19 protein-coding genes and 1 pseudogene are annotated in these 25,582 nt (G+C 62.6%); 7 read left to right on the top strand and 13 right to left on the bottom strand.

Annotation, left to right across the window (positions count from 1 at the left end; all coding sequences use genetic code 11):
• Nucleotides 1-25: 25 nt before the first annotated feature.
• The 7 genes from QQJ98_RS17145 (at nt 26) to QQJ98_RS17115 (ending at nt 12,397) form a co-directional block, all read left to right on the top strand.
• Entirely contained in the window at nt 26-844 is an 819-nt protein-coding gene (locus QQJ98_RS17145; RefSeq protein WP_431307832.1) for a plasmid partitioning protein RepB C-terminal domain-containing protein, read from the top strand.
• 384 nt (nt 845-1,228) lie between these two features.
• Complete coding sequence (locus QQJ98_RS17140) at nt 1,229-2,098, top strand: BrxR family helix-turn-helix transcriptional regulator (protein ID WP_284326582.1); 870 nt, start codon at nt 1,229-1,231, stop codon at nt 2,096-2,098.
• 11 nt (nt 2,099-2,109) lie between these two features.
• The gene (locus QQJ98_RS17135) at nt 2,110-4,854 is read left to right on the top strand and encodes a DUF499 family protein (protein ID WP_284326581.1); all 2,745 of its coding nucleotides are present in this window, start codon (nt 2,110-2,112) and stop codon (nt 4,852-4,854) included.
• Nucleotides 4,854-5,843 carry a hypothetical protein gene (locus QQJ98_RS17130; protein ID WP_284326580.1) on the top strand — a complete coding sequence of 330 codons (990 nt, stop codon included), beginning with the start codon at nt 4,854-4,856 and terminating at the stop codon, nt 5,841-5,843. The genes QQJ98_RS17135 and QQJ98_RS17130 overlap by 1 nt, the downstream gene beginning before the upstream one ends.
• 13 nt (nt 5,844-5,856) lie before the next feature.
• Complete coding sequence (locus QQJ98_RS17125; RefSeq protein ID WP_284326579.1) at nt 5,857-9,123, top strand: DUF1156 domain-containing protein; 3,267 nt, start codon at nt 5,857-5,859, stop codon at nt 9,121-9,123.
• Nucleotides 9,124-9,125: 2 nt separating this feature from the next.
• Nucleotides 9,126-9,626 (top strand): hypothetical protein, encoded by a 501-nt coding sequence (locus tag QQJ98_RS17120; protein ID WP_284326578.1) that lies wholly within the window; start codon nt 9,126-9,128, stop codon nt 9,624-9,626.
• Entirely contained in the window at nt 9,626-12,397 is a 2,772-nt protein-coding gene (locus QQJ98_RS17115) for a DEAD/DEAH box helicase (protein WP_284326577.1), read from the top strand. The genes QQJ98_RS17120 and QQJ98_RS17115 overlap by 1 nt, the downstream gene beginning before the upstream one ends.
• A gap of 17 nt (nt 12,398-12,414) precedes the next feature.
• Here the strand turns inward: QQJ98_RS17115 and QQJ98_RS17110 are convergent, their stop codons facing one another.
• The 13 genes and pseudogenes from QQJ98_RS17110 to QQJ98_RS17050 form a co-directional block, all read right to left on the bottom strand.
• On the bottom strand, nt 12,415-14,337 hold the full coding sequence (locus tag QQJ98_RS17110; protein WP_284326576.1) for a DUF2793 domain-containing protein: 1,923 nt from the start codon (nt 14,335-14,337) through the stop codon (nt 12,415-12,417).
• Nucleotides 14,338-14,350: 13 nt separating this feature from the next.
• Nucleotides 14,351-18,316, bottom strand: a complete 3,966-nt coding sequence (locus tag QQJ98_RS17105; RefSeq protein ID WP_284326575.1) for a baseplate multidomain protein megatron — start codon at nt 18,314-18,316, stop codon at nt 14,351-14,353.
• A 9-nt stretch (nt 18,317-18,325) separates the two neighbouring features.
• Nucleotides 18,326-18,760, bottom strand: coding sequence for an NlpC/P60 family protein (locus QQJ98_RS17100; RefSeq protein ID WP_284326574.1), 435 nt, complete (start codon nt 18,758-18,760; stop codon nt 18,326-18,328).
• The gene (locus QQJ98_RS17095; RefSeq protein ID WP_284326573.1) at nt 18,757-19,641 is read right to left on the bottom strand and encodes a DUF2163 domain-containing protein; all 885 of its coding nucleotides are present in this window, start codon (nt 19,639-19,641) and stop codon (nt 18,757-18,759) included. Before QQJ98_RS17095 ends, QQJ98_RS17100 begins: the two co-directional genes overlap by 4 nt.
• Nucleotides 19,638-19,847: a hypothetical protein gene (locus QQJ98_RS17090; protein ID WP_284326572.1), complete on the bottom strand. Its 210-nt coding sequence runs from the start codon at nt 19,845-19,847 to the stop codon at nt 19,638-19,640. Before QQJ98_RS17090 ends, QQJ98_RS17095 begins: the two co-directional genes overlap by 4 nt.
• On the bottom strand, nt 19,844-20,512 hold the full coding sequence (locus QQJ98_RS17085) for a lysozyme (protein ID WP_284326571.1): 669 nt from the start codon (nt 20,510-20,512) through the stop codon (nt 19,844-19,846). Before QQJ98_RS17085 ends, QQJ98_RS17090 begins: the two co-directional genes overlap by 4 nt.
• 4 nt (nt 20,513-20,516) lie before the next feature.
• Complete coding sequence (locus tag QQJ98_RS17080; RefSeq protein ID WP_284326570.1) at nt 20,517-20,651, bottom strand: hypothetical protein; 135 nt, start codon at nt 20,649-20,651, stop codon at nt 20,517-20,519.
• A complete protein-coding gene (locus QQJ98_RS17075; RefSeq protein WP_284326569.1) occupies nt 20,644-20,994 on the bottom strand; it encodes a hypothetical protein in 351 nt (116 codons plus the stop codon). The genes QQJ98_RS17080 and QQJ98_RS17075 overlap by 8 nt, the downstream gene beginning before the upstream one ends.
• Nucleotides 20,991-21,617 (bottom strand): phage distal tail protein, Rcc01695 family, encoded by a 627-nt coding sequence (locus QQJ98_RS17070; protein ID WP_284326568.1) that lies wholly within the window; start codon nt 21,615-21,617, stop codon nt 20,991-20,993. Before QQJ98_RS17070 ends, QQJ98_RS17075 begins: the two co-directional genes overlap by 4 nt.
• Nucleotides 21,617-23,942, bottom strand: a pseudogene (locus tag QQJ98_RS17065) (phage tail tape measure C-terminal domain-containing protein). The gene QQJ98_RS17070 and the pseudogene QQJ98_RS17065 overlap by 1 nt, the downstream one beginning before the upstream one ends.
• Nucleotides 23,935-24,123 (bottom strand): DUF7697 family protein, encoded by a 189-nt coding sequence (locus QQJ98_RS17060; RefSeq protein WP_284326567.1) that lies wholly within the window; start codon nt 24,121-24,123, stop codon nt 23,935-23,937. Before QQJ98_RS17060 ends, QQJ98_RS17065 begins: the two are co-directional and overlap by 8 nt.
• A 38-nt stretch (nt 24,124-24,161) precedes the next feature.
• Nucleotides 24,162-24,617 (bottom strand): hypothetical protein, encoded by a 456-nt coding sequence (locus tag QQJ98_RS17055; RefSeq protein ID WP_284326566.1) that lies wholly within the window; start codon nt 24,615-24,617, stop codon nt 24,162-24,164.
• A gap of 2 nt (nt 24,618-24,619) precedes the next feature.
• On the bottom strand, nt 24,620-25,558 hold the full coding sequence (locus QQJ98_RS17050) for a phage tail tube protein (RefSeq protein ID WP_284326565.1): 939 nt from the start codon (nt 25,556-25,558) through the stop codon (nt 24,620-24,622).
• Between the last annotated feature and the right edge of the window lie 24 nt (nt 25,559-25,582).

The following is a 25,582-nucleotide window of genomic DNA, read 5'->3' as shown; positions in this document are numbered from 1 at the left end:
CGAAGCGGTTCTGCCCCTCCGGACGATGAGCAAGACCGCGAAATCGAGCAGGAAGTACCGGCAGATCGCTGCGTCCATAGCCGAAATCGGCCTTGTCGAGCCGCCGGTCGTGGCGCGAAACCCCGACGCTGCGGACACTTGGCTGCTTCTGGACGGCCACATGCGTATCGAAGTGCTGAAGGACTCGGGCGCGCAAGAGGTTGAATGCCTGATTTCCACCGATGACGAAGCTTTCACTTACAATCGACAGATCAGCCGCCTTGCGCCGATTCAGGAACACAAGATGATCCTCAAGGCGATTGAGCGAGGCGTGCCCGAGGAAAGGATTGCGGCCGCGCTCGACCTAAGCCCGCGCAGCATCATGCGAAAAGCAAGGCTACTAGACGGGATTTGCGAGGAAGCTGTCGCAATCCTAAAAGACAAACCCTGCACTGCTGCCGTCTTCGACACGCTTCGCAAAATGAAGACCTTACGCCAGATCGAGTCAGCAGAGCTCCTCGTGAACGCGAACAATTTTTCGGTTGCCTATGCCAATGCCATCTTGGCCGGCACGCCTCAGGCGCAGTTGGTCGAGGCGTCAAAGCCAAAGAAGGTCAAGGGGATCACGCCCGAAGCGATGGCACGCATGGAGCGCGAACTGACCCGGTTGCAAGAGGGGATCGCCTCCATCCAGGACACCTACGGCCAAGATCATCTGCAGCTGACGGTGATCAAGGGATACGTCGGCAAACTGGTCGGCAATGCACGGGTCACGCGCTACCTGGCGCAGAACCACGCCGACTTCTTGAGCGAGTTTCAGACGATCACCGAAGTCACTGCGGGCGAGACCGCCCACACCGATTGACGTCCAGAATTGAAGATGACGCGACGGGGACCCGGACCCGATAAGCGCGGGGACCGCAGGAGACGCCGGACGGTGGGCCGGATCAAGCGCGGCGGTGGGGATGGCGGCGAACCCGCTCGGAGCCCACCAGGTCGGCTCGAGGTTTCGCCGACCGCATGGCGAGGATTCAACCTGCCATGTTCAGTGTTGGGCGTGCCGGTCGAGCACGTGTTTGCTCCTGGCACGCCCTATCCTATTGCTAAAACACGTGTTTCACTCGCATCGGCGTTCGCCGTTACACGAGTTTTCGATTGATTACGCTGCCTTGCTCAAGTAGCCTCCGAACAGGTCCAAAAAATGGACGCGCATATTATTTATACGCATCCACGAAGGTAAGAGAACACTTTGGAAAACGGCAGTGGGGAACTTCGTTGGGGCGTCGAGCAACGGCTCGAGTTCATCGAGTTCCGCCTGTTCTGGGAGGGGCATGTGAACCGCAGCGACGTGATGGAGCAGTTCGGGCTGTCGGTAAACCAGGCGTCATCCGACCTGAATCGTTACATCGGCTTTGCTCCGGACAACATGGTCTACGACAAAAGTGCGCGAACATATGTTCGCGGGCCTGGTTTCAAGGCGCAGTTTCTGCAACCTGACGCAGGCCGCTATCTCGCGCAGCTTCGGTCCCTGGCCGACGGACTGCTCGATCCAGAGGATTCATGGATCGCTGTCCATCCCGCTTACGATGCAGCTCCAACCCCGGTACGGGGTGTGAACCCCGTGACACTCCGCTCGATTGTGGGTGCCATTCGTCGGACCGAGGCAGTCGAGGTGCAGTACCAGTCGCTGTCTCGTCCGGAACCAGTCTGGCGCTGGATTGCGCCGCATGCCATCGCGTTCGATGGCTACCGGTGGCACACTCGTGCTTTCTGCCTGCTGGATAACTGTTTTAAGGATTTCCTTCTCTCCCGGATCCTCGAAACGCGCGGCGTGCAGCCATCCCAGATCGGCAGCGTTGCGGACATGGATTGGGCTGAGCAGGTCGATCTGGTGATCGGCCCACATCCGGAACTTTCCGATACACAGCGCCGGGTCATCGAACTCGACTATGGGATGACGGGCGGCAGTGCCAAGATATCCGTTCGACGGGCGCTGCTGTACTACGCCTTGAGGCGACTGGGCCTCGATTCAGCCCCGGGTTCACGAAAACCGGAAGAACAACAGATTGTTTTGCTGGCATCCAGTGCGGAAGTACGTCGCGCTGAAGCTGAAATGTGATGGGGTGCTCTATGCTCGGGCTTAAACTACGCGGAGAATTTCTAGGCCGCCGCTTGCAGGGCACTGCGATTGAACTTTCCAACGAGAGCAATACCGGCGCCACACAGGTACCGGCTCAGAATTTCTTAGAGATTACCTACCCCACGCTTGATCTTCTGAAGGGCATAGAGGCCGTAGGGCCTGGCCAAGGACGTCCCGTCGTAGTCATCGGCGAACGGGGCCTCGGCAAATCCCACTTGATGGCCACCCTTTATCACGCTGTCCACGATCCAGCTTCGACGAAAGCCTGGCTAGGCAACTGGTCAGTGACGCTGAACGATCCGAAGATCGGCTCAATTCCCCTCCGAGACGGCATGCTTGTGCTCGGCGAAAGCCTTCACCGCCACCGGTACAAGTTTTTGTGGGACATGATCTTTGAGCGCCACCCACATGGCACATACATTAAGGGAAAGTGGGAAGGCATGGGGTCGGCCAAGACCGACATACCCTCCGATCAGCTTATTCTAGAACTGCTGCGCCACACTCCGACCATGCTGCTCCTGGACGAGTTCCAGACATGGTACGACAGTCTGACCAACTCAAAGCAAACCCCTTGGAAGAGCTGGGCGTTCAACTTCATTCAGATCCTTTCTGAAATCGCCAAGGAGCACCCGGAGCTTCTTGTGCTTGTTGTGTCCGTGCGAAACGGCACAAGCGATGCGTACCAACAGATCCATCGAGTAAACCCGGTCCAAGTTGATTTTCGAGCAGGTGGAAGCCCTGACAAGATACAGGTCGACCGCCGCAGAATGTTGCTGCATCGCCTGTTTGAGAACAGGCTTCAGATCACCTCGCCAGCGATTGAGAACGTATTGGCGACACACGTCTCGGAGTACATCAGGCTGATGAACGTTCCTGCCGGTGAGCAGGATCGCAAACAGCGCGATTTTCTCGAATCTTGGCCATTCTCGCCGCATCTGCTGCAGCTACTCGAGGACCAAGTATTGGTTGCAACTGATGCGCAGGAGACCCGAGACCTCATCCGCATCCTCGCAAACCTGTTCAAAAGCCGGGGGGATGCGACCCCGGTCCTTACCTCTGCGGACTTCAAGCTCGACGATGATACCACCGGTATTGGTGCATTGCTTGACTCGGTCGCGAACCAACAGCACCGGTCGCTTCGGGACAAAGCCCTACGAAATTTGACCTCTGTGGTCGAAGCCGTACCGGACCACGCATCAAAAGCGCCCCACCTTCAGGAAATTGTCGGTGCTTTGTGGCTGCGGTCAATTGCCGTCGGCAACTTGGCTGGCGCTGACCCAGCGATCCTGCAGGCCGACATCACGAAGACCAAGAAGGTAGACGACAACGCTTTCCAGGTTGAGCTGGCAACCATCATCGAAAACAGCTTCAATATACACCAGGACGGAACGCGGCTGGTTTTCAAAGAGGAAGAGAACCCGCAAGCCAAAGTGATGGCATCCGCCCGCAACGACAGGCTGTTCACTGACGGAGCAGATCTCGCGCAGCTTGCCAAGGAAGTTCGCTACGTCATCAGCGGAACCGAAGAGGTAGCGCGAAACTTCCGAGTGATTGCTTTGCCGCGCAGCTGGCAAACCGACCCGTGGACTGGGCTCGAGGAAAGTGAACACCCAGATCAATGGGACGACAGACTCCCCATCCTGGTTCTCCCTGAAGAACCCGACCGCTTGCATGAACGTCTTGGGCGTTGGGTCAAAGACCACATGCAAAAGCGCAGGAACACCGTGCGCTTCTTGCTGCCGCGCTCGGGCTTTACGAACGCATTCTACGACCGCGACCTGATCATCCTTGCACGCGCAGAAATGAAAGCGCGGGAATGGGGCAACCAGAACGCTGAATATCGTAAGCTTCACGCGAAGTATCAAAGCGAACTGAGGGATATCCTGCGGAAACGGTTCGACCGATTTGCAGTGATGTACAGGTGGAATTTCTCGGATCCTTCGAAGTGTGAGTTTCACGTTGAAGCCTTGCGAGAGCAAGGTTCGAAGATCCCGGACGCCATCGAGAATGCGTTGACGAACGATTTGTTCGTGCCGGAAGACTTCCAAGACCTCGTTCTTGATGCTGCGAACAGTAACAGCTCGGTTGGTAAGCTTCTGAAGGAGCTTCAGGAACCAAGGCCCTCTGGCCAAGACTGCATCCCGTGGCTTGGCGAAACTGCAATGAAGGAACGAATTATCCGGCTGTGTGCCCGTGGCAAGGTCGCAATCAACTTGCGTGGCATGGAGTATTTGCAGGCTCTGGCCGGCGAAGATGAAGATGCCGCTTGGAGACGTCTGAGACCAAAGTTGGCCTTCACTGGTCGTCAGCTGGATGAGGTTTTCATTCTGCCCCCTTCTGCGGTTCCGTCGACCGGCGGCTCTGCATCCGTGACGCCACCACCTTTGGTGCCTCCTGTTGGTGGCCTCTTTGACGGTGGAGCACCAGCACCGACTCCACCGGTTGGTGGAGCCATCGGAGACCCGCCAGTCGCACCCGCCCCAGACCCAACCCCGCCACCGGGCGGGATCTTTGGTGGAGGCGCAGGAAGCGGTCGTACGCCTTTCGCCAGCTCAGCAACCTCCCCTTTGAATCTCATCGGCAAAGTTGAGAGCTGGGGCATTGGTCCAGCGACGCCCGTCAAGGAAGTGACCATCAAGGTAACTGCAGCCACCGGCGCTCAGCTCAAGGAGCTGCTCAAGAAGCTTCCTGATGGCATGACGTTCGAGCTTTCCCTAGACAAGGAGGGCAACTGATGGCTTTGGACGCACAACAGTTGCTTGATCTGACCAAGTCTTCACCCGAAGAGGCTTGGCAGACCGTGATTGAACTCGCCTTGGAAGTCTGCGGCAGTCCGCTGAATGTCGCCAGCGCATCTGCGGAAGTCACACGGCGCGACCGCGCTATCGGTGAGTTGGACCATTTCCTTTCGTCGGTGGCTTGGGATTTGTGGCGGGCTTTTGGGGATATCGTCCCGCGCAACGCCGACAAGGTCAGCGAATGGTGGGAAAAACCATACAGTGCCAAAGCGGTGCTTGTCTTGGACGGCCTCAGCCTGCGGGAACTGCCCTGGCTGATCGAGGGCGCGAAGGCTCGCGGCTTCGCGCGGCATACCTCCACGGCTTACGCGGCTGAGATACCCAGCGAAACAAACGCCTTCGCCAAGGCGCTCGGGTTGAACAGCCGCGGTCAGCTTCAGAACAACGGCGGCGGCCTGCTTCACCGCCTCGCGCCTGCCAGGACCGAGTGCATCGACATGCCTTGGAAAGATTGTGCCGGGCTGATCGACGCCTCACCCAACTGGCTGTTCTGGCACCAATGGCCTGACACGAAGCTCCACGATGGCGCCGGTGCCGGCCAAGGTCTGGATGTGCTCACACGGGACATCGCGGCGCAGCTTACCAGCGACGATTTCTGGTCATTCGTGGAGCGGCTGGCGACAGGTCGCCGCTTGGTGATCACCTCCGACCACGGCTATGCCGCAACCGGCTTATTCTTCGACGCGGCAGACGATCAGGGCACCTTCCTGAAGAACGCCCTCAAAAGCGGCCGCCTCGCCGCTGGCGATCACGACCCGGGCCCGTTCGTTCCCCCGGTCGCGCTGCAGGTTGACAGCCCGCACGGCAAGCACCTGCTCGCCCTCGGCCGCTGGAAATGGAAAAGCCAGGGCGGATACCCCACCCTCGCGCATGGCGGCCTGTCCCTGCTCGAGATGCTCTGCCCGTTTGTTGAATTGACGAAGTAAGGAATTAACGCCCATGGCGACCAAGAAAGAACTGATTGCCCAAGAGGTCGCGCGTGCGGTGGGTGCTAGTAAAGCCGTCGCCATGGAGACCGTCGATTTCAGCGATCCCAACCGGCCCAAGACCTGCCTTGAGGTGGATTTTCCTATCCTGCCCGTGAACCAGGTCGCTGTGATCGAGGGCAACGCGGGCAAGCCGATCTATCAGATGTCGAAATGGTGGGCGCGGCGGCGGTCCAGCGTGTTCCGCTCGATGCTCATCGCGGCCGCGACCAAAGCACCCGAAGATCCGTCCCATGCGGCAAAGCTGGTCTGGGACAACTATTATGCCAACCACCAGAAGAAGGGTGCCTTCAAGCACCTGAAGGTCGCTGACATCTTCATGGGCGGCGGCACCACGCTGGTCGAAGGCTCTCGCCTTGGCATGCAGATGTCAGGCAACGACCTGAACCCCGTTGCCTGGTTCGTGGTCAAACAGGAACTGGCGGATGTCGATCTGGATGAGGTGAAGCGCCTGCTGGCCGACATCGAGGCCGAGGTGAAGCCGCAGATTATGCCGTTCTATTATTGCGACGGCCCGAACGGCGAGAAAGGCACCTGGACGCATAAACCCTCCGGCAAGGTGATGGGCGTGGATTTCGATCCGCTGGCCCTGAAGCCAGAAGAGCGGAAGGACTACGGCTACGAAGGGCCCGAGATCATCTACACCTTCTGGGCCAAGCATGGGCCATGCCAGGTGACAGGCTGCGGCCATCGTACGCCGATAATGACTAGTCCTGTCATGGCCATAAAGACTATTTCTGTGAAGAGCTGGGCACACAAATGCCCGTCCTGCGACACCTCATTCGACATCGAGGAGGCTGAGGCACGTATGGCGCCGGATGTTCCCCTTTATGTTGCGCCAGAGGAGCTGCCGTATGCAAATCTGTCGGCCAGCGGACAAGTAACTTGCCCCGGCTGCGAAATGAAATCCGCCGCGCACGTTCATCCAACGACAGGGCTACACATAGAGAGCGGTCGAGGGCAGCTTCGCTTGGGCAAAGGGAAGAACAAGAAGGTTGAGCTGACATTGCTCGTCCATCCTGACTGGCTAGCAGGAACCGCTCGAAAAGGCCTAGACGGGACAATATTTGGCGGCGCGGCACAGGACGACGCAGCTTCGACTATTCCGTGGAATAACGAACGAGCAAAGAATCTTCATCTGCTCGAAGTTCGCGGCCAACTTCCGGAGTCGGTCACATGCCCAACGACAGGTGTGTCGTTCTCAACGGGAAAGGACGCAGGGACAGTTCCAAAAAAATCGCACTTTACTTGTGCCGCTTGTGGAACTGAGCAAGACGTTCTCCAGACTATGACGCTCTTTGGCAAAGCTGGGCCGATGGCGAACTATGGCTTGCAGGGTTACACTGAGGATCCGTCATCGAAAGCAGCCCCCTATGGCGGGCGCTTTTACATGCCTGCGACAGGGATATACGTCAAGCAATACAATGCCGCGCTATATGAATGGGAGCGTCGCCGGAATACTGATCTAGCAGGGTTCTGGCCAAAAGCACGCTTGCCTGAGGGCTTCAAGACGACTTATCAGAGAATTCCGGAGCACGGGTATCCAGAATTCCAAGATATGTTTAATCCCCGCCAGCTTCTGGTGCACTCGCTCTTGCTCAAGGCGATCTCTGAATGTGGTGGAACAAAGTATAGCCAGTCAGCACGCGAGAGTGTTCTCGGTGGATTCCAACAGTACCTACGAAACCAGTCAATGTTTTCATTTTGGCACATTACAAAAGACCACTACGCCCCCTCAATGTCCAACAATAACTATCACCCGAAGGCAAATGTGGTCGAAGTTGGTGTTTTTGCAGCTGCGGGATACGGCCCATGGAAAAGCACAATAAAGGTAATTCCCGAAGCTTTGGAATGGAAGGATAACCCTTGGGAGCTAGTTGCCGCGTCCAATCTTGAAAGAGAGTGGCCTTCGCTTTCTCAGGAGATTCAAGGTAAAAGCGAGAAGGTGTTCCCAAAGGACCAACCTGCAGCAGCAAGGCTTTTTCAGGGCTCTGCGACTGCGTTGGACGGAATTGAGACCGGCTCAATAGATTTGGTGATCACCGATCCGCCGTTCGGAAACAACATCCAATACTCTGAACTTGCTGACTACTTTTATGTTTGGCTTCGGCTTGTTTTGAAAGGCAAGTATCCTGAAGTTTTTTCTGCGGAACTAACTCCGAAAGCAATGGAAGCTGTAACGAACCCCGTTCGCGAGAAGGATGACCCCGAAGGCTTTTACAAGCGTTTGCTCACGCAAAGTTGGGTGGAGTCTCATCGGATACTAAAGGATGGCGGCCTTCTGGCATTTACATTCCACCACTCTGAGGATGAGCCTTGGGTTTCTGTCTTGGAAAGCCTCTTCGATGCCGGATTTTATCTTGAGGCCGCATATCCGATCCGCAGTGACGAAACCAAGGGCGAAGGCAGCAAGCCCGGTACTTTCGGTTCCCAGCAGATCGAGTACGACATCATTCACGTCTGTCGCAAGCGCACCGAAGAACCCAAGCCGGTCAGCTGGGGCCGGATGCGCCGCGAGGTGCTGGCTGATGTCCGGCAGCTACAGGGCATGCTGGAGAACCACGCCCGTGCGGGTTTACCTGCGGCTGACCTTCAGGTCATCCGCCGTGGCAAGGCGCTCGAATACTTCTCGCGCCACTACGGCAAGGTCTATGTCGATGAAGGCCGTCCGATCTCGGTCAAGGACGCGCTGGTCGGGATCAACCAGCTGATCGACGAGGACGCGAACAAGACGGCCGAGCCGCCGCCAGTGATCGCAGAGCCAATCTCGCGCCAGTTCCTCCGCATCTTCGACGGCAAGACCGAACTGGCCCGCGACCAGATTCAGAAGCTACTCCGCGGCTCAGGCATAGCCCCGGACGAATTCGAGACACGACGCTGGTGCAATGAGGACAAGAAGGTCTTTCACTTGGTGGACCCGCTGGCATTTGCTCGCGATTGGCAGGGCAAGCATCGGCGCAAGCTGACGGCCGACCTCGATCAGGCCCTTGTGATGGTGGGTGCCTGCTATGACGGCAGCGGCATCAACGCCTCGGACACGCTTAAGAATGAGAACTTCAAGCCGCACCCGGCGCTGAAAAGCCTGCTCGAATGGCTGAGCAAGCGGGGCCAGACCCAAACGATGCGTAATGCCGCATCACGGGCACTGACGATCTACAACAACTGGGCCGCCAGCAACAAAGACCAGGTGCGCCAACTGTCGCTGTTCCAGGAGGACTGAGCATGAAGCAGCTTCTCGACAGCGTATGGCAGCGGCGCGGCGTCAGCTGGATCTGGGAAAACGACGCCTTCTCCTCTGTAGCGAAGGCAAGCGAGGTGTTCAGCCTGCGCGAGTTGGTCCGCGCTTCGAGGAGCTGGCCAGATGACTTGCCCAGCAACGGCAGTAACACGCTGGTCGTGGCAGGTCTGGATGCCTGTCTTGATCTCATGACGCCAACCGATGCTGAGGCTTGGCTGGGCAGCGAGCTGAAAGCCACCGTGTTATCATTCCAGGATTTCTATTCTGGAGAGGCCGCTCTTGTGTTCTGGTTGCCCACCGGCCACCGGCGGCTCGGTGTCTCGCCAGCGACCGAAGCAGTTCATTGGCGTTGTTCAGCCCCCTACTCAGACGAACAGATCGAGTTCGGACGGTTGCTCTGGGGCGAAGCCCGGGAATACCCGCAGGAAATCGTCCTGACGCAAGGGAGCAAGCCTGCCGGCCTCTTCCACCTCCGGATCACCTGATGTTGTCAACTGAGATCACTTTCAGCCCGGGTGAACGGATTACCCACCCCGACCACGGCGCTGGCGTCGTGCTTGAGCCACCACGCGACGGCTACCTTCGGGCATTCTTCACCGGCGGCGAGCGCCGAGTTCCACTCGGCAGCATCAAAAAGGAACGGTCAAGGACCGAGCGAATCCTCGGTTCAGTCGAGGGGACCGCTGAAAGAGCACGGAGTGTCTGGCTGTCCTATGAAGCCCATGCCCTGCCAATCATGGAAAGCGCATCGGCGCTGACCTCTGCGCGGATCGACTTGCTACCCCATCAGGTTGTTCTGACCCACCGGATCGCGACAGCGTCACCCCGCCGGTTCCTGATTGCTGACGAGGTTGGGCTCGGCAAAACCATCGAAACAGCCTTGATCCTTCGAGAGCTGGCTAGCCGGGGTGAACTAAACCGCGCTCTGATGGTTGTGCCTGCCGGACTGGTAAACAACTGGCATCGGGAATTGAATGAAGTGTTCAATCTCGATTTCGAGGTGTTCGGTTCCGAGGGGGATATAACAGACCGGAAAACCAATGCCTTCGCGAAACATGATCGGTTGATCGCCAGCATCGACACTCTAAAGCGCCCAGCCCGCATCAAGCGCCTCTTGGATGCGCCACGTTGGGACCTGGTGGTTTTCGACGAAGCACATCATGTCACCGCACACCGCATCGGCGGCAAGGTGCGAAAGACCGAGAACTACAAGCTTGGCGAAGCCCTGAAAGGTCATGCACGCGACCTGCTTCTGCTTTCAGCTACGCCGCACCAGGGAAATCACTTCCAGTTTTGGATGCTGATCCAGCTACTGAACCCAACCCTCTTCAGCAGCCCCGAAGACATGCTGGAGAACCGGCATCGTCTGAACACGGTGATGTTCCGCCGGACAAAAGCTGATGCGTGCAAACCTGATGGCGAACCGCTGTTTGCCCGACGCTGGGTACACACGGAATCATTCCTAATGAGTGAGGAGGAACGGGGCTTCTACGAAAAACTGCGTGAATACCTTGAGGACGGCTTTGACCTGGCAAAGCGCAAAGGCAATCAAGGCCGCGCCCTTGGCTTCCTAATGGCAATATTCCAGAAGATTGCTGCATCCAGTTTCGCGGCCGTTCGACGTACTTTGAAACGCCGGATGCTGATGTTGACCTTGCATGAAGCGCTGCTGCGAGATCGCGAACTCGACATCGAGGGGCGGGAGCGTCTTTACGATGAAGCCCGAGAGCTGATCCATATTGAATGGGGTCTGGGCAGAGATCCGATTTCGAGAAGCGAAGTTGACAGGGTGATGGCAGACCTGAAACATCGCCTCGCCAAAAAGCTGGATGAAGACGAGCTGGAGATGGCGTCGGATCCCTACGGCAGCGAATTCGTGTCCTCGCATCTCGAAGATCTGGCATCCGCCGCGATTGATCTGCATCTTCCCGAAGAGCGGCTCCGAATTGCCGATCTACTCAGCAGCTTCCCAGTCCAGCGCGAAACCAAGGCTCAGAAACTAGTCGACGGTTTGGGTGTGCTCTGGCGACAGAACCCGAACGAAAAGATTGTGATTTTTGCCACGTATCTCGGCACAGTCGATCTGATTGCGAAGGAAATTGAAGCAGTCTATCCAGGTCAAGGGGTAGCAGTGCTACGAGGAGGCGATCACGGGGCAAAGGTAGCAGCGGAGCGTCGATTCAAGCAAAAGGATGGGCCGAGGGTTCTTGTTTGCACTGCCGCTGGTCGAGAAGGGATAAATCTTCAGTTTGCGCGGATACTTTTCAATTTTGACCTGCCATGGAATCCCATGGACATGGAGCAAAGAATTGGTCGCATTCATCGCTACGGTCAAAACCACACAGCCCAAGTCTATAATCTTGTTCTTTCTGACACTATTGAAGGCAGAATTTTCCTGCTGCTTGATGACAAGCTCACAGAGATTGCCCGTACACTTGGAAAAGTCGATGATCAAGGAAATGTCGCTGAAGACCTCAGGTCGCAGATACTTGGGCAGCTTTCAGAGCGCCTAAACTATGATCGTTTGTATCAAGAGGCACTAGGTGATCCTGAGCTTAAGCGGACAGCGGTTGAACTTGAGGCGGCACTATCCAATGCGCGCGAGGCCCGAGAAGTCGTATTTGACCTTTTCCAAGACCTAGATGGCTTTAGTCTAGATGACTATAAGCCATTCTCCGATGTTTCTTCCGGTATGGGGCGACTGGTTGCATTTCTGTCGTCAACCGTGAGCAATCAGAACATGCGAGTGGTCAAGGTCGATGATCGAACTGTCGATCTGATCACTTCTGAGGGAACACTGAAAACAAGGTTCACGCTTGATCGAGATACTGCCACCGGCAACGACAAATACGATCTAATGGGGCTAGATCACCCACTGCTCCAAGAAGAGCTGGGGCGATGGCGCAGCGTTTCGCCCGAGTCGTTAGGCGTTGCCCTTGAAGACAGCGGTCATGGGCCAGCAGTTCTCACTATTTGGATGATCGAGACGTCGAATAGCGCTGGTGAACACAGGTCTACAATCCAAGCAATCGCCGTGAATCTTGAAGGCACCAGGTTACCAGCAGCTGAACGTCAGATAGACATTGTGCTGCGATCAAACCCGTGTCGCCCAGCGCTTTCGGCGGAAGGGCGGATTGAGTTGTTTGCTCAGCATGTGGAACCAACTTTGCAGCGGGAGCTGAGGCACAAAGGTGCCGCTGCTGGCGACGGTAGCTATTCGGCTGAGTTGATTGGGTACATCGAGCTTGTTTCATAGCGCGCTATACTCAGTGTTCAGTAATCTGTCTCCACATACACCCCCGAGCAATCATAAGCGACTGCTGCTGCCGTTGCCCCGTTGTTCATGAACAGCCGGGGTGACAGGAACTGCGTGTTGACTGGCAGGTCGGCGGTGATTTCCTGCTCGAACACTGCGCCCGACACCTCGTCGACCACCCGCACCCAGACCGAACTGCCATTAGGCGGTGCCGCGATGAACAGGGTCAGCACCCCACCCGTCGCGATGGCGAAACTCGCCCCCATGTCGGTCAGCGTCGGTGCACCGGTGCCGTCGTTCGCGACCAGTTGCCAGCGGGTGTGGGAGCCGCGCTGGAAACCGATGCCGATGCAGTTGGTGGCGGCGGCCAGCGTTAGGGTGGTGGCCAGCGCGGCGGTCGAGCCATAGAGGCCGAAGAAGCCCATGCCGGTCGCCTGCAGTGTCGTGAGCGAAATCCGCGTCACGAAGGTCCAGCCGCCCAGTCCCGCCGCATTGCCTCGCCAGCAGGCCCAACCTGCTGAACGTTGCTCGGCCACCGAATCCACCAACGCCGCTGAAGTCAGACGCCAGCGCCGCATGCTGGCGGCAAGGTTCGTCGCAGCCAGCGTCGGGTGCGAGACGGTGCCGACGTTGGTGATCGGCAGACCCTCGGTGGTGATCGTAGTCGTGACGGACGGCGACCAGTTGGCGATGCGATTGACGCCGAAATGGGGCTGGAGCGGGAAGTCCCGGCCGGAGGGGCGCATCACGTCGATCCACGGTGCCCCCGCCCGGTTGCGGGCGTAGACGGCCGCCTTGCCGGTGGGCGGAGGAGATGGAGCGGCACTGAGACCCGGCAGGATGGTGGGCTGCGGCAGTTCCACCTGGCCGCTGGTCCGGTCCACCTTGATGGCATCGAAGAAGGCCGAGCCATCCGGACTGACCTTGAAGCTGAAATCGTCGTTGCCCAAGAGGCCGATCAGCGCCCGGGCCGAAAACCCGGTCTTGAAGGCGAAAGCTGCGTCGTTTCCGGCGGCCGCCTTGTTGACGGTGGCCTCGATCCCGGCACCGGCGTTGTTGAACAGGAGCGCCGGGGTGTTGACCGATACGCGGTTGTAGCTGTCGGCTGTCGCCCCGCCGAGGCCGAGAAGCTGCGCGGTCAGGTTGGCCTGGGGCATGCCGACCTGCGTCACCGCATTGGCGAAAGTCACGGTGGGGGTATTCACCACGGTCGTGCCCCCGGCCCCTGCCGTGGCCGAGCCGATGTTGACGACGGTGGTCGATCCGGATGCGCCACCGGTGCCGAGGTTCACGGTCTTGGTGACGCCGGTGGTCGTCGCCCCGGTGCCCATGCCGTAGGTGGCGGTGGTCGTTGCCGTGCCGATGCTGGCCGAAGCCGCCGAGACCGTGACGGTGCCCGAGGCGGTCAGCGTGCCGGAGAATGTCTTGTTGCCGGTGAAGGTCTGTGTGCCCGCGAGGATCGCCAGTTCCGACGAGGTGTTCGGCAGTGTGAAGGTCCGGGTCGTGCCGGTGGTGATCCCCGACAGCGAAAACAGTGCCTTCTTCGTCGGATCGGCGTCGTTGACGAGGCTGAAGATCGCGTCGGAAACATCCTGCGGCACACCGACCGGATCCCATGCGCTGCCGTTCCAGACCAGGAACATCTGTTCTGCCGCGACCCAGACCAGCCAGCCTTGGCGCGGCACAAGGCGCAGCCAGACGCCATCGACCCAGAAGGCCACGTTCAGATCCCACCCCGCCCAGAGGCCCGTCGCGCCCGATGCCACGAGGTGGCGGTCGCCATCGGCGGGGCTGGCTGGCGGCGTGGTGCGCGTGCGGTCGAGGACCGACAGCTGCACCATGGCGTCGAGCAGGCGCAGGGCCTCGTTGTGGGTGACATGCTTCTGGGCTTGAGCCGCCAGCAGGTACGGCAGACCAAGATGCGTGGAGGTATCGGACATGAGGCGCGGGCCTTCAGAACTGGAGGGTGACGGTAGCGGGATCGCCGCGGCCAAGGCGGTTCGAGAGCTGGTAGATGCGGATTGCGAGCGTCTGGCCGGGCCCGAGCGGCGCACCCCAATCGGCAGTCTGCTGGGCGGCGGTATATAGGACGGAGGTCGTGGTGCTGGTCAGCGTGCGCTTGACCGAAGCGCCATCGAGGATCTGGACGTCATAACCCTCGACATCTTCGGCCAGCGGCACCTCGACCTGTTCCCAGGCATCGGCCACCAGCGCGCGAGACCGCCGCGCCCAGCGGATCGTCAAATCGCCCGGGCTGCGCGCTGTCCGCCACGGCTGCGCGACATGGACCGGGGCGAAGGGCACGAGGCCGCGACCGGCGGGCGTGAAGGCCAGCGCGGTGTAGCTGGCGTCGCTGACGGACCGCGCCGCAGGGCCGATGCGCCAGTTCCACGGCAGACCGAGATCGGCTTCGGCGATCGGCAGCGGTGCAAGGGCGGAATCCAGCACTACCACTCGTGCCCCGGCCGGGGTGGGATTGCCCATCGCGGCTTCAGTGCCGCGCTGGCCGCGCAGCAGTCGGGTCAGGCGATAGCGGCCGGGGGCGATCAGTTCGGCGGCACCCGCCTGCACGATTTCCCATATGCCTGGTGTGGCTTCCACCGCCAGCGCATTGGCGCCGCCAAACAGGGTCAGATCGGTGACGCTTTCCAGCGTGCCGGACGCCAGATCGACGACCAGCGCATTGCCAAGATCGAAGCGCGAGGTCGGGCCCGGGTAGAAGTCCGACGCCAGCGTGCCGATCCGGGCGCGACTGCCAAATGTGGTCAGCAAGTTGAACCCATCCGACGAGGGGCTGCGGAACACTGCCATCTCGCCCGGCCATGGAACCGCATGGGCGGCGACCATCGGTCGGTGCGCGGGCTGGTCCTCGGACAGTTGCGGCAGGTCGAGCAGCACCACATCCGGCGCGCCGAATACCACAGACCGGGTCAGCGAGGCCGGACGCGGATCGCCGGGCGGCAGGTCATAGGCGGCGCGATCCTGACGGACGGCCTCGACACCGCGCCCCTCGGAATCGGCGATGGACACCAGCCGCAACTCGATTTCGCGGCCGTCATGGACCAGCCGGATCACGTCGGCCGGGTCCAGCGCCAGCCGCGAAGGCGGCAGGCGGAAACTGGCGCTCTCGCGACCGATCCAGGCCTCCATCAGCGCGCGGCGGCAGCGGCGTTCGGCCTCCTCGGGCGGGATCGCCATCGGGAAGCTTTCCGAGGCGATGCGGGTGGTGTCGACGGTGATGCGGCGGGCTTCGACAAGGGCCGCGTCATAGTCCTCGTCGGCCCGCGCGACCTGCCACTTCAGCGCCTGCGGCAGTTCGGTTTCCTGCGCGCGGACCAGTTCCAGTGCCTCGCCCTCGCGGGACGCCACGAGGTCATCGTGCGCCAAGGTCAGAACGGACGCCCGCCCGCGCATGACAAAGCGGATCATGCCTTCGGTCTCGATGGCATCGAATCCGAAATGCCGGGCCAGCGTGCTGATCGAGGATCGCGGCGCTTCCAGTGCGGTGATGGCGTAACCTTCGACGGCCCCCCAGAGGCCGGTGACGTCGATCAGGGCTTCCGGCATTCCGGCGCGTAGGCAGATGTGGCGCACGAGGGCCGCTAGCGACACCGCGCCCAGCCGCCCGGTCAGCCAATGACCGAGCCGCCAGTTCGGGCCATCGGTCCAGACATCGGTCAGTTCGGGAAAGAAGGGATAGGGCCGCGCGTCCCAGGTCCAGGCGGCACATTCGGGCACATGCACCATCCGGCCGCCATAGATGCTGGAGGTCGGGTTGTGGGCCGGGTCGCCCCAATGCAGGTAGCTCGCCTCCAGATAGGCCCGTTGGATCGCGTCATCCCGCCAGCCGCGCGAGAAATACGGCGTGAAGCTCTCGGACGACTTCGGGTCGAAGAAGACGTTGGGCTGGTTGGTGCCCCGGTCGATGGCCGGGCAGCCGAGTTCGGTAAACCGGATCGGCTTCGATTGCGGCACCCATGCGGTGGCCAAGCCGCTTTCCACCCCGCCTGGCCGGTTGAAATGCTGGCTCTGCCACCAGGCGCGGATGTCCTTGGGGCGAAAGACCCACGGCTTCGCAACCGCGCCATCCGTGATGGGCGTGCGGATCTGCGCGGAGCGGTCAGCGGCGCTGGCATAGAACCAGTCGAAGCCTTCGCCGCCCGCGATGTTCGCCTGCAGATAGGCGCGGTCGTAGATCGCGGGCCAGCCTTCGAGGGCATCGGCATGGTCGAAGCCGTCGCGCCAGTCCGACAGCGGCAGGTAGTTGTCGATGCCGACGAAGTCGATGTTGGCGTCCGACCAGAGCGGGTCGAGGTGGAAGTATACATCGCCGCTACCGTCCTGCGGGTGGTGGCCGAAGTATTCCGACCAGTCGGCGGCATAGCCGATCTTGGTACCAGCGCCGAGGATGGCGCTCACGTCGGCCGCGAGGGTCTTGTAAGCGGCAACCGCGGGATAGGTGCTGGCCCCCGAGCGGATGGTGGTCAGGCCGGGCATCTCGGTGCCGATCAGGAAAGCATCGACCCCGCCCGCCGCCGCACAAAGATGCGCGTAGTGCAGCACCATGCGGCGCAGGCCCCAGTCGGCGGGCGAGCCGGTGAAGCTGACCGTCTCGCCCGACACGCTGAAATTCCCCGGCGTCGCCGCCCCGAACAGGGCCGACACTTGCGTTGCCGCCGTGCCGGTCTTGTCCACCGATCCGGCAAATCCGGCCGCTGGGGAACAGGTGATCCGGCCGCGCCATGGAAATGCGGGCTGGCCCGGCGTGGCGGCATTGGCGCTGTAGGGGTTCGGCAGGGTGTTGCCGGGCGGCACGTCCATCAGCAGGAAGGGATAGAAGGTGACGCGCAGCCCGCGCGCCTTCATCTCCTGGATCGCCTGCACCACCGCGAAATCCGCAGGCGTGCCGCCATAGACCGGTCGACCCTCGGCGTCGCGACTGACCAGATGCGCGCTGGCCCGGTTGACCCCGTTCACCGACCAGTTGGCGGGCGTCGTGGCCTTGGAAGCGACCTCGACGCCGGGCTTCACCTTGCAGGATCCCGCGCGCAGGTCGTTCCCGAACCAGGCGACCACAAGACTGACGCTCTCGACCGCCGGGGCCATGGCTTGCAGCCGGTCCAGCGCCACGACGATGTCGGGCTGGTCGGGCAGCGCGTTCAGGTTCTCGGCCACGGTCGCACCGCCGCTGCCCTTGCGAATGGCGTCGGTGGCATAGGTGAACTCGCCCGAAGCCGGGATCAGCGTGACGGCGCGGGTCAGCCCTTCGGCGGTGTCGGGGTCGGCCAGCGGGCGGAACACCTCGAAGCTGAGTTGCGGCAGGCGGTTGCCGAAGGTTGCCAGCGCCAGATCCTCGAACACGACATAGGCCGTGCCGCGATAGGCGGGCGTGTTGGCCGCGCCCATTTTGGCGGCGATGAAGGGATCGGCCGTTTGCACCTCGTTGCCGGGATACCAGCGCCAGGTCACGGTGCCCAAGTCCATCGCCTTGCCGTCAGCCCAGACGCGGCCGATGCCGGTGATCGGACCCTCGCAAAGTGCTACGGCGAAGCTGGCATAGTAGAGGTATTCGGTGGTCTTGACCTTGCCGCCGCCACCGCCCTTGCCGCCGCCCTGCGTGGTGGTCTTGGTCTCCTCGCGGAAATCGGTGGCCCAGATGATGTTGCCGCCGATGCGCATGCGGCCGTAAAGGCGCGGGATCACCGCACCTTCGGTGGCCGAGGTGATGCGCAGCGTGTCAAGCCGCGCGCCCTCTATCCGCTGGGTCGGAGCCAGCGAGGACACGATCCAGCTGTCGACCACAGAGCCCACGGTCGAGCCGATGAAGCCACCGATGGCCGCGCCGGAAAAGCCGAGGATCGCGCCGCCAAAGGCCCCGCCGATGGCAGTGCCGACAGCGCCGAGGACAAGCGTGGCCATGGAAAACTCTCAGCGTTGGGGAAAGAGGAAAGCGAAGGCGATCCGGCGTCGCCACGTCGGGGTCAGCGGTTCCTCGATCACGCCGAGCCGCTCGTAGGCATGGAGGAAGGTGTCGGCGCCGGTCAGGATGCCGACATGCTTGGCAATGGCACGCGGCATCATGCGGAACAGGATCAGTGCGCCGGGCGGGGCATCCACGGGTGCGATTTCCGGCATCATGCGGCGCGCGCCATCGGCCAGCACCTCGCGCGGGCCACTCTCGCCCCAGTCCCGGCTGTAGGGCGGAATCGGGAAAGGCTCAGGCCCCACAACCTCGCGCCAGACGCCGCGCGCGAGGCCAAGGCAATCGCAGCCGACGCGCTTGAGGCTGGCTTGGTCGTGGTAGGGCGTGCCGAGCCACGACCTGGCGGCGGCGATGATCAGATCGGGATTGGCAGGCGTCACAGCACCGCACCCTCGTGGCCGCCATCGGTGGTGGCATAGCGCAGGACGGCATCCTGGCCGGGAATATTGGGAAAGCCCCGGAAGTTGGCGACATTGGCGAACTTCGTGCCGCAGGTCGTGATGCGCTTGTCGCACCCGGCGCGGATGGTGAACGTGACGGTCCCTGCGATGGCGCGCACCGGGGCTTCCAGCAGGGTCAGGACGGCAACGCCATCGACGAGGTCGTGCGACAATACCTCGGCCTGTCGGCCAGCATTGGCCCCACTCGTCCAGTCGAGGGTGCCGAAGGTGAACCAGCCGGACGTGAAACCACCGAGACCAGAGGCGGTAAAGGCGCGGTCGCGCAGCAGGTCGATGATCGCCCCGGTGCCCTTGAAGGCAGGGGCCTCGAGATTGACCCCGCAGCGCGCGTCGCCAAGGGCGGCATCGCATGTCGCCTGAAACGTCCGCCCGACGGTTTGGCCGAGGACATGGGCCAGCGATCGCACCTCGGCCACGAACTCCAGCCGTCCCCGCCGGATCTGGCCGATGGCACCCCGCCGCAACAGCACGCGCTGGGAGGTCGCTGCCCAGTTCACGCGCCAGACCTCGACCGCCGCATTGTCCCAGCGGCCGTCGAGGATATCGGTCTCGGTGATACGGTCGGAGGACAACACGCCTTGGGCATCCTGCGCATCCACGGAGAGGTCGGACCCTGACCGCACCTCGGAGGCCGCAAAGCCGCTCTCTGGCTCGAAATCGGTGCCGTCGAACGTCAGAGTCCAGTCGTGGTCGGTGAAACCGAGCGTCACCCCATCGGCCCGCACAATTCGCCAGCACCAGGCCAGCGTCGTCGTGCCCTCGTCGAGATGGGCCTGAAGCGCGGGCGGGAGAGCCTTCACTTCTGCCCCCAGCCGCGCCACAGGGCGACCGAGGCCAGCGCCGAGGAAATCACGCCTCCGGCGGTGCCGGTCAGCGCGTAGAGGTTGAAGGGCCGCAGATCGAAGCTGCCGGTCACCAGATCGAAATCCGCCAGCCCGGCCATGGCCAGCCCGGAGGCAGCAAGACAGGCCAGATAGACCAGCCCACGTGCAAGGTTCCAGTTCATGATGTTGCCTTTCCTTTGAGAAATTCCATCAGCCGCTGCCACCACGACGGGGCGGCAGATGGTTGGATCGGTACCGGCAGCGGCACGGGCAACGGCACCGGCTGGCTCGTCGGGCGCAGAAATACCAGCGCCTCTGCCTCTGTCAGTCGCCGGACTGGTCGCGAGAAATCCACCCGCCCGTTGCGATCCACCGCCCAGACCGGGATGGTGCCGGTCGGATAGCGGCCATCGCGGAACAGATCGCGTTCGGCCTCGCGACGCATGCGGATCGCGGCGGGTCGAAGCCAGCCCATCAAGCCCTGCGCGGCGGCGGCGCGGTTGCCCGTGTTCAGGTGGCGGGTCAGCGACGCTTTCGCGATGCCGCCGGTGTTGTAGTGGAACGATACCAGCGCATCGAACTCGTGCGGTTCCAGCGGCACCTTCACCGCGCGCAGCACCTCGGCCTCGTAGGCCACGATGTCGCTGCGGAAGATCCGGAACGCCTCGCGGATCCCTGCATCGAGATCAGCAGGCATGCCGCGCGGCAACCGTGCCGAATCGGGCGGACCGGCGGCAGCGGTGTGGCCGATGCCGAAGGTCCAGACGCTCTTCACATCAAGGTAGGGTCCGGGCACGAGTCCTTCGTGCCGGACGAGGGCCAGCAGGCCCCGGTCTGTCATGTGCATGGGATCACCCGAAGATGGAGGAAAGGATCAGTATGAAGGCGGCGACCAGCAGGCCGATGCGCAGTCGATGGCTCAAGGCCTGTGCCGGGTCGGCGGCATCGCAGCGGATGGCGCGCGCAAGGCGGAGCAGTTCATGCATCGGGGTTGCCCCCCTTGCCGCTGCGCAGTCGGGCGAGCACGACTTCAATGAAGGCGGGGCCGAAGACGCCGACGAGATAGGCGGCGGAGCCCGCCGCACCCCCGGCCGGGATCGCCTGCGATGGCAGGCCGAGCCAGGCGGTAATCACCGCCATGGACAGGCTGCCCATCCCCGCCGCGATCAGACCGCCGAGCAGGATGTGGCGCAGGGCATCGCGCAGCCGCATCCGAGTGGTCAGGGCGTTGGTCGCCCCGCCAAGCGCGCCCCAGGCCGCCAGGATGACGGCGGTTGAGGTCGCCAGGTCACGCAGCACAGCGGCGACAAAGCCGGTTTCTTCGTTCATCGCCGGATCTCCAGCAGCGGAATGGATGTGATGGACCCGAGCCGCTCGAGGTCGAGGGTGACGTCGAGCATGTCGGTGTCGAAGCGGACGGGGACGTCGAATTCGAAGCCTGCCGTGATTGCGACGCCCGCGCCGGGGGCAGTGGTGAAGGTGACGCTCCCGGTGGTGGTGTTGACGCTCCAGCCGGTCATCTGCTCGACGCCGTTCAGGGCAAGACGGACAGTCCCTGCTACCGGCTTGGCAATGGCGCGGGTCCAGCTTTGCGCGCCGGAGGTGTAGCGCTTCAACAGGGCGAAGGTGGTGACAGCACCATTGCCAGTACCGATGGGCTGGTCGGTTGGGGCCACCGCCTGCGACGGCAGGCAGGATTTGTAGTCGGCCCAATCCTTGTAGCGAAAGCCATGCAGGCGGGCGTTGCGGGCTTCGAAGAAGGCCACGACCGCCGCCAGATCGTCGGCGCGGCGGATGCCGTAGGCCACATCATAGCGGCGTCGGCTGTTCGCCCAGCTGGCGTTGCGCTCCTCGTCGCCAGACGCCAGTTCCACCACTTGCGTGCGCCGTTCCGGCCCCCCGCGCGCCCCGCGGCTGATGTTGTCGGGGAACCTGACCTCGTGAAACGCCATCACATACCCCTCCGACCCAGCGACACGGCGCGGGCGATGTCGCTCGCCACCTGCGTGCGCGATTGGCGGAACCTCGTCTGGCTTGATCCCGGCCCATCCGCCCGCATGCATGCGCGGGGCATTGGCAAAGGCCAGCGCAGGAACCATACGACCGGGGCCCGGCGATCCGACCATGCCACCCGAATGCAGTATGTTGGCGAATATCCCGCCCGCACCGCCAAGGGCTTCGGACAGGGCGTTGGCGATCGGCCCGAGAATGAAGCGCCGTGCCGCCAGCTTGGCCAGATCGGCGATCATCGACGTCACCAGATCGCGGAAGTCGAGCTTGCCGGTCTTGACGAACTCGCCGACTGCATTCTCGGCCGAGGCGAAGGCCCCGACCAGCGCCTGACCGATATCGCCGCCGATGTTGCGCGCCTTGGCAGCATAGTCGGCGAGCGCGGCAGTCACCGCGCCCCAGCCGGTCGCGGCCTGGTCGGCCCCTGCGGCAGCGTCGGCCCCAGCGTCGCGCGCGGCAGCGCCCGCACTTCCGGCAGCGGTCGCGGTGTCGTCCATCTCGGTGTTCAGGGCATCTGCCGAACTGGCGGCATCTGCCAACGCCATTTCAGCCTCCGATCCGGTGCCGGTCACCGCAGCGCGCAAGGCCTGCCAACTGGCCAGCGGACGCCCGGCGGCATCGGCCAACATGCTTGCGGCCTCGCGATAGCCATCCGCGCGGGCGCGGGCATCTTCAGCCATCGCGCCAAGCCCGAGGTCGGGCGGCTCGAGGTAGGTCCGGGATAGCGCTGCCGAGAAGGCATCGGCCGCGGCAGCGCCAGCGGCCGTCGCCGCCCCCTCGAACGGGTTGCCGATCCGGCCCAATTCTAATGGATCCAGCGTGCCGATCCGCACCCCGCCTTCGCCGACCGCCCAGTCTGGCAGCAGGTCCAACGCGGCGTTCAATCCGTTGATGAAATTGTTGATGCGCGTGACGACGCCGTTCAGCATCGCCTCCACCCCGGAAATCAGACCGTTCGCCGCCTGGAAGGCAAAATCACCGATGGCGCCGGGCAGACTGCCCCAGATTGCCACCGCCGCATCATAGGCCCCTTGAAAAATGGCGGCGGTCCGGTCGCCGAAGCTGACCACGCCCGCGATGGTGCCCTCGAGGGCCGAGAGCCCGGCCGCCTTCAACCCCTCCCAGCCAGCAGCCATGTTGGCAAATGCGGCGTCGAGCGCCAGGCCGATGCGCGACCAGACTTCGGACGCCAGGTCGCCCAGCAGCCGAAAGGCCTCGCCCACGCCGCCGACACGGGTGACAAGTTGCGAGAACTGATAGACCAGTTCCCCCGCGCCAACGATCAGCGCGCCGATCCCGGTCCGGATCAGCGCCCCGCGCAGGAAGACCAGCGCCGTGGCAAGGCCACGCACGGACAAGGCCGCCACTGCCAACCCGGCCACCCAGCGACCCGCCATGAAGGCGGCGAATGTCGCGGCATAGGTAGCAAGGCGTGCGAGGTTGTCGAAGACCGCCGTGATCGCGCCGCCGATGGGCCCGGTGCCGCGCGCCATATCGGCCAGAGCGTTCGCCACCGTCTCCAGCGCCGGGGCGACGGCAGCGGTCAGGCGGTTGGTCAGGCCAAGCCAGATCAGGCTCAGCTTGGCGATGGCATCGCCAGTGCGTTCGATCTGCGCGGCATCGCTTGCGCTGACCGCCACCCCGAAATCCTGCACGTCCTGTGCCGCCTCCCGCAGAGTGGCGGCGTCGATGCGCAGGAAGGCCAGTGCGGCCCGGTCCCCGAAGAGGTCAGAGGCCACGGCGGCACGCTCGGCTTCAGGAACGAACTGATTCAATGCCTCCTGAATGGCGACGATGCGCTGGTCGAGCGGCAAGGCCTGTAGTTCGGCGGCTGTCAGGTTCAGCCGCTGCAGTGCCGCCACCGCCGAGCCCGATCCGGCCGCCGCTTCGGACAGCCGCGTGGTCAGTTTCTTGGTGGCCTGTTCGATCTCGCCCATCGAAACACCGGCCAATTCTCCGGCCCATGTCAGCACCTGCAAGCTCTCGACCGTGGTCTTGAGGGAAGCGGCCATGTCCGCCTGCGCGCCGATGACGTCGAGCCCCGAGCGGACCATCGCCACACCCGCAGCGGCTGCGGCTGCCGTGACCGCTGCCAGTGCGATCCCGGCCTTGCGGGCGAAGCTTGAGAGGCGAGCGTTGGCCAGTTCCATTTCGGAGGACAGGCGGCCAAACCCCCGCGAACCGGCCTCGCCGATCCCTTCCAGCTCGGCCCGAACCTGGCGGCCGCCTTCGGCGACCAGCCGGACAGAGACCCTTTTCTCAGCCATGGCCGTCTCCGATCTGTTCGTTCAGCTTGCGCACCATCACCGCCTCGATCTCGGGCAGCAGTTCGGCAGCGATCAGGGCGTCGATCCCGAGGGCGTTCGCCATCGCCATCGCCGCTCCCATGTCCCAGCCAAGTACTGCGCCGGGGATCACCCGCAGCTGGCCCCCAAGTCGGCCGACCATATCCCAGACCTGCCAGCCCTCCTGCGTCTTTGGGCGGTTCAGTCTTGCGGGACAGTCGGGGCAGATGGCCCCGCGGCCCTCGCAGGGTGTGCAGGCCGCGCAGTAGCGGTCGCCCCCGCCGAAGGACCATTCGGCAAGGGCGCGGAGACGTTTTTTTCCGCGTCCAGGATCAGGCCCTTGGCGACGTATTGGGTCTGGAACGCCTCGAAGACCGGCCAGATTTCCAGAAGGGCATCGACGCCTTCGGGGCTGACGGGCACGATATTGCCCGCGTCATCGCCGATGCCTTCCCAATCCAGCACCGCGCGACGGGCGACGGCCTTGGCCATGGCAAGCGCCAGTTCTTCTTGGGTTGCGGTGTCCGGAAGGGCTTCGATGGCGGGGTCGGCGCGGGCAGAAACCATCAAGGCAGTGGTCAGCGGCGCGACCTTCAGGCGAAGGCCGGTGGCGAGGGTCAGCCACGAAGGGGATGTAGTCAGGTTCAGTCTGATCATGGTCAGTAACTCACAACGGTGTTGACGAGGACGGCGGTGCACATGCGGGCGGGGGTGACAGCTTTGGCGGCCTGCCAGTCGAAGGTGGCCTGGATGCCTTGCGGGCCCGGGATCTCGATCCGGGGGCGCGGCAGGTAGACGGCATGCGCGGTGAAGGTGAAGCTGGCGTTGGCCCCGAGGCTCCAGGCAAAGACCAACTCGCAAGGCGTGCCGTCGATGGCCTGCGTGATCAGCGTGCTGTCGGCGAAACGGACCTCGACACGACCTGTCAGCGCGGCCATGCCGGGGTCTGCACCTTCGATCCGGCCGTCCGAGCGGATGGTCTCGATCCGGTCCAGACCGTTGGAATAGGTCACCTCTGCCGAGATGACGTTGCCGAGCGGCGAGCCGTTGCGCGTGATCGCCCCGTTGAAATGGCCGAACCGCTGCAGGGCCAGTGACGTCGGCGTGCCAGCGGCAGTGGCCGCCGCGACGCTCTCGCCCTGCGCCACCAGCCGGGCAGTCGCGGTCAGCAGGCCCGACCGCGCCATCTGCCACGAAAGCTGATCGCAGACGCAGCCCGTGTACATGGCGTAGCGCGGCACCTCGGGCATCGCAGTTTCGATGGCGAGGCTGGGCAGCGTCCAGTTGCCGGACTGGAAGGTGTGGGTCTTGGGCGTCGTGCCGGAGGTGACCGGCGCGCCGAAGGCCGCCTTCAGCCACAACCCGAGGTTCTCGACGTCGATCGGGACCACGACATCGCCATCGGCGGTGACCGCGTCCTTGATCGGAGCCAAGGGATCGCGCCCCTGGCCCAGCAGTTCCGAGGCGATCAGCGGCTGTTCGGAGCCGAGCGTGGTGCTGGCAAAGGGCACCGTGCGATAGCCCGAGGCGGGCGCGGTGCCATAGACGGTCTCGAACGCAAGCGCCATCTGCGCCCGCGCCCCATGGGCTCGTGCCATCGTGTTCTCCTATCGTGAGTTGGG

Source organism: Cypionkella aquatica (genome assembly GCF_030161095.1).
Classification (GTDB): Bacteria; Pseudomonadota; Alphaproteobacteria; order Rhodobacterales; family Rhodobacteraceae; genus Cypionkella; species Cypionkella aquatica.
The sequence above is the reverse complement of the archived record's forward strand: the minus strand, read 5'-3'. Positions and strand labels throughout refer to the sequence as shown.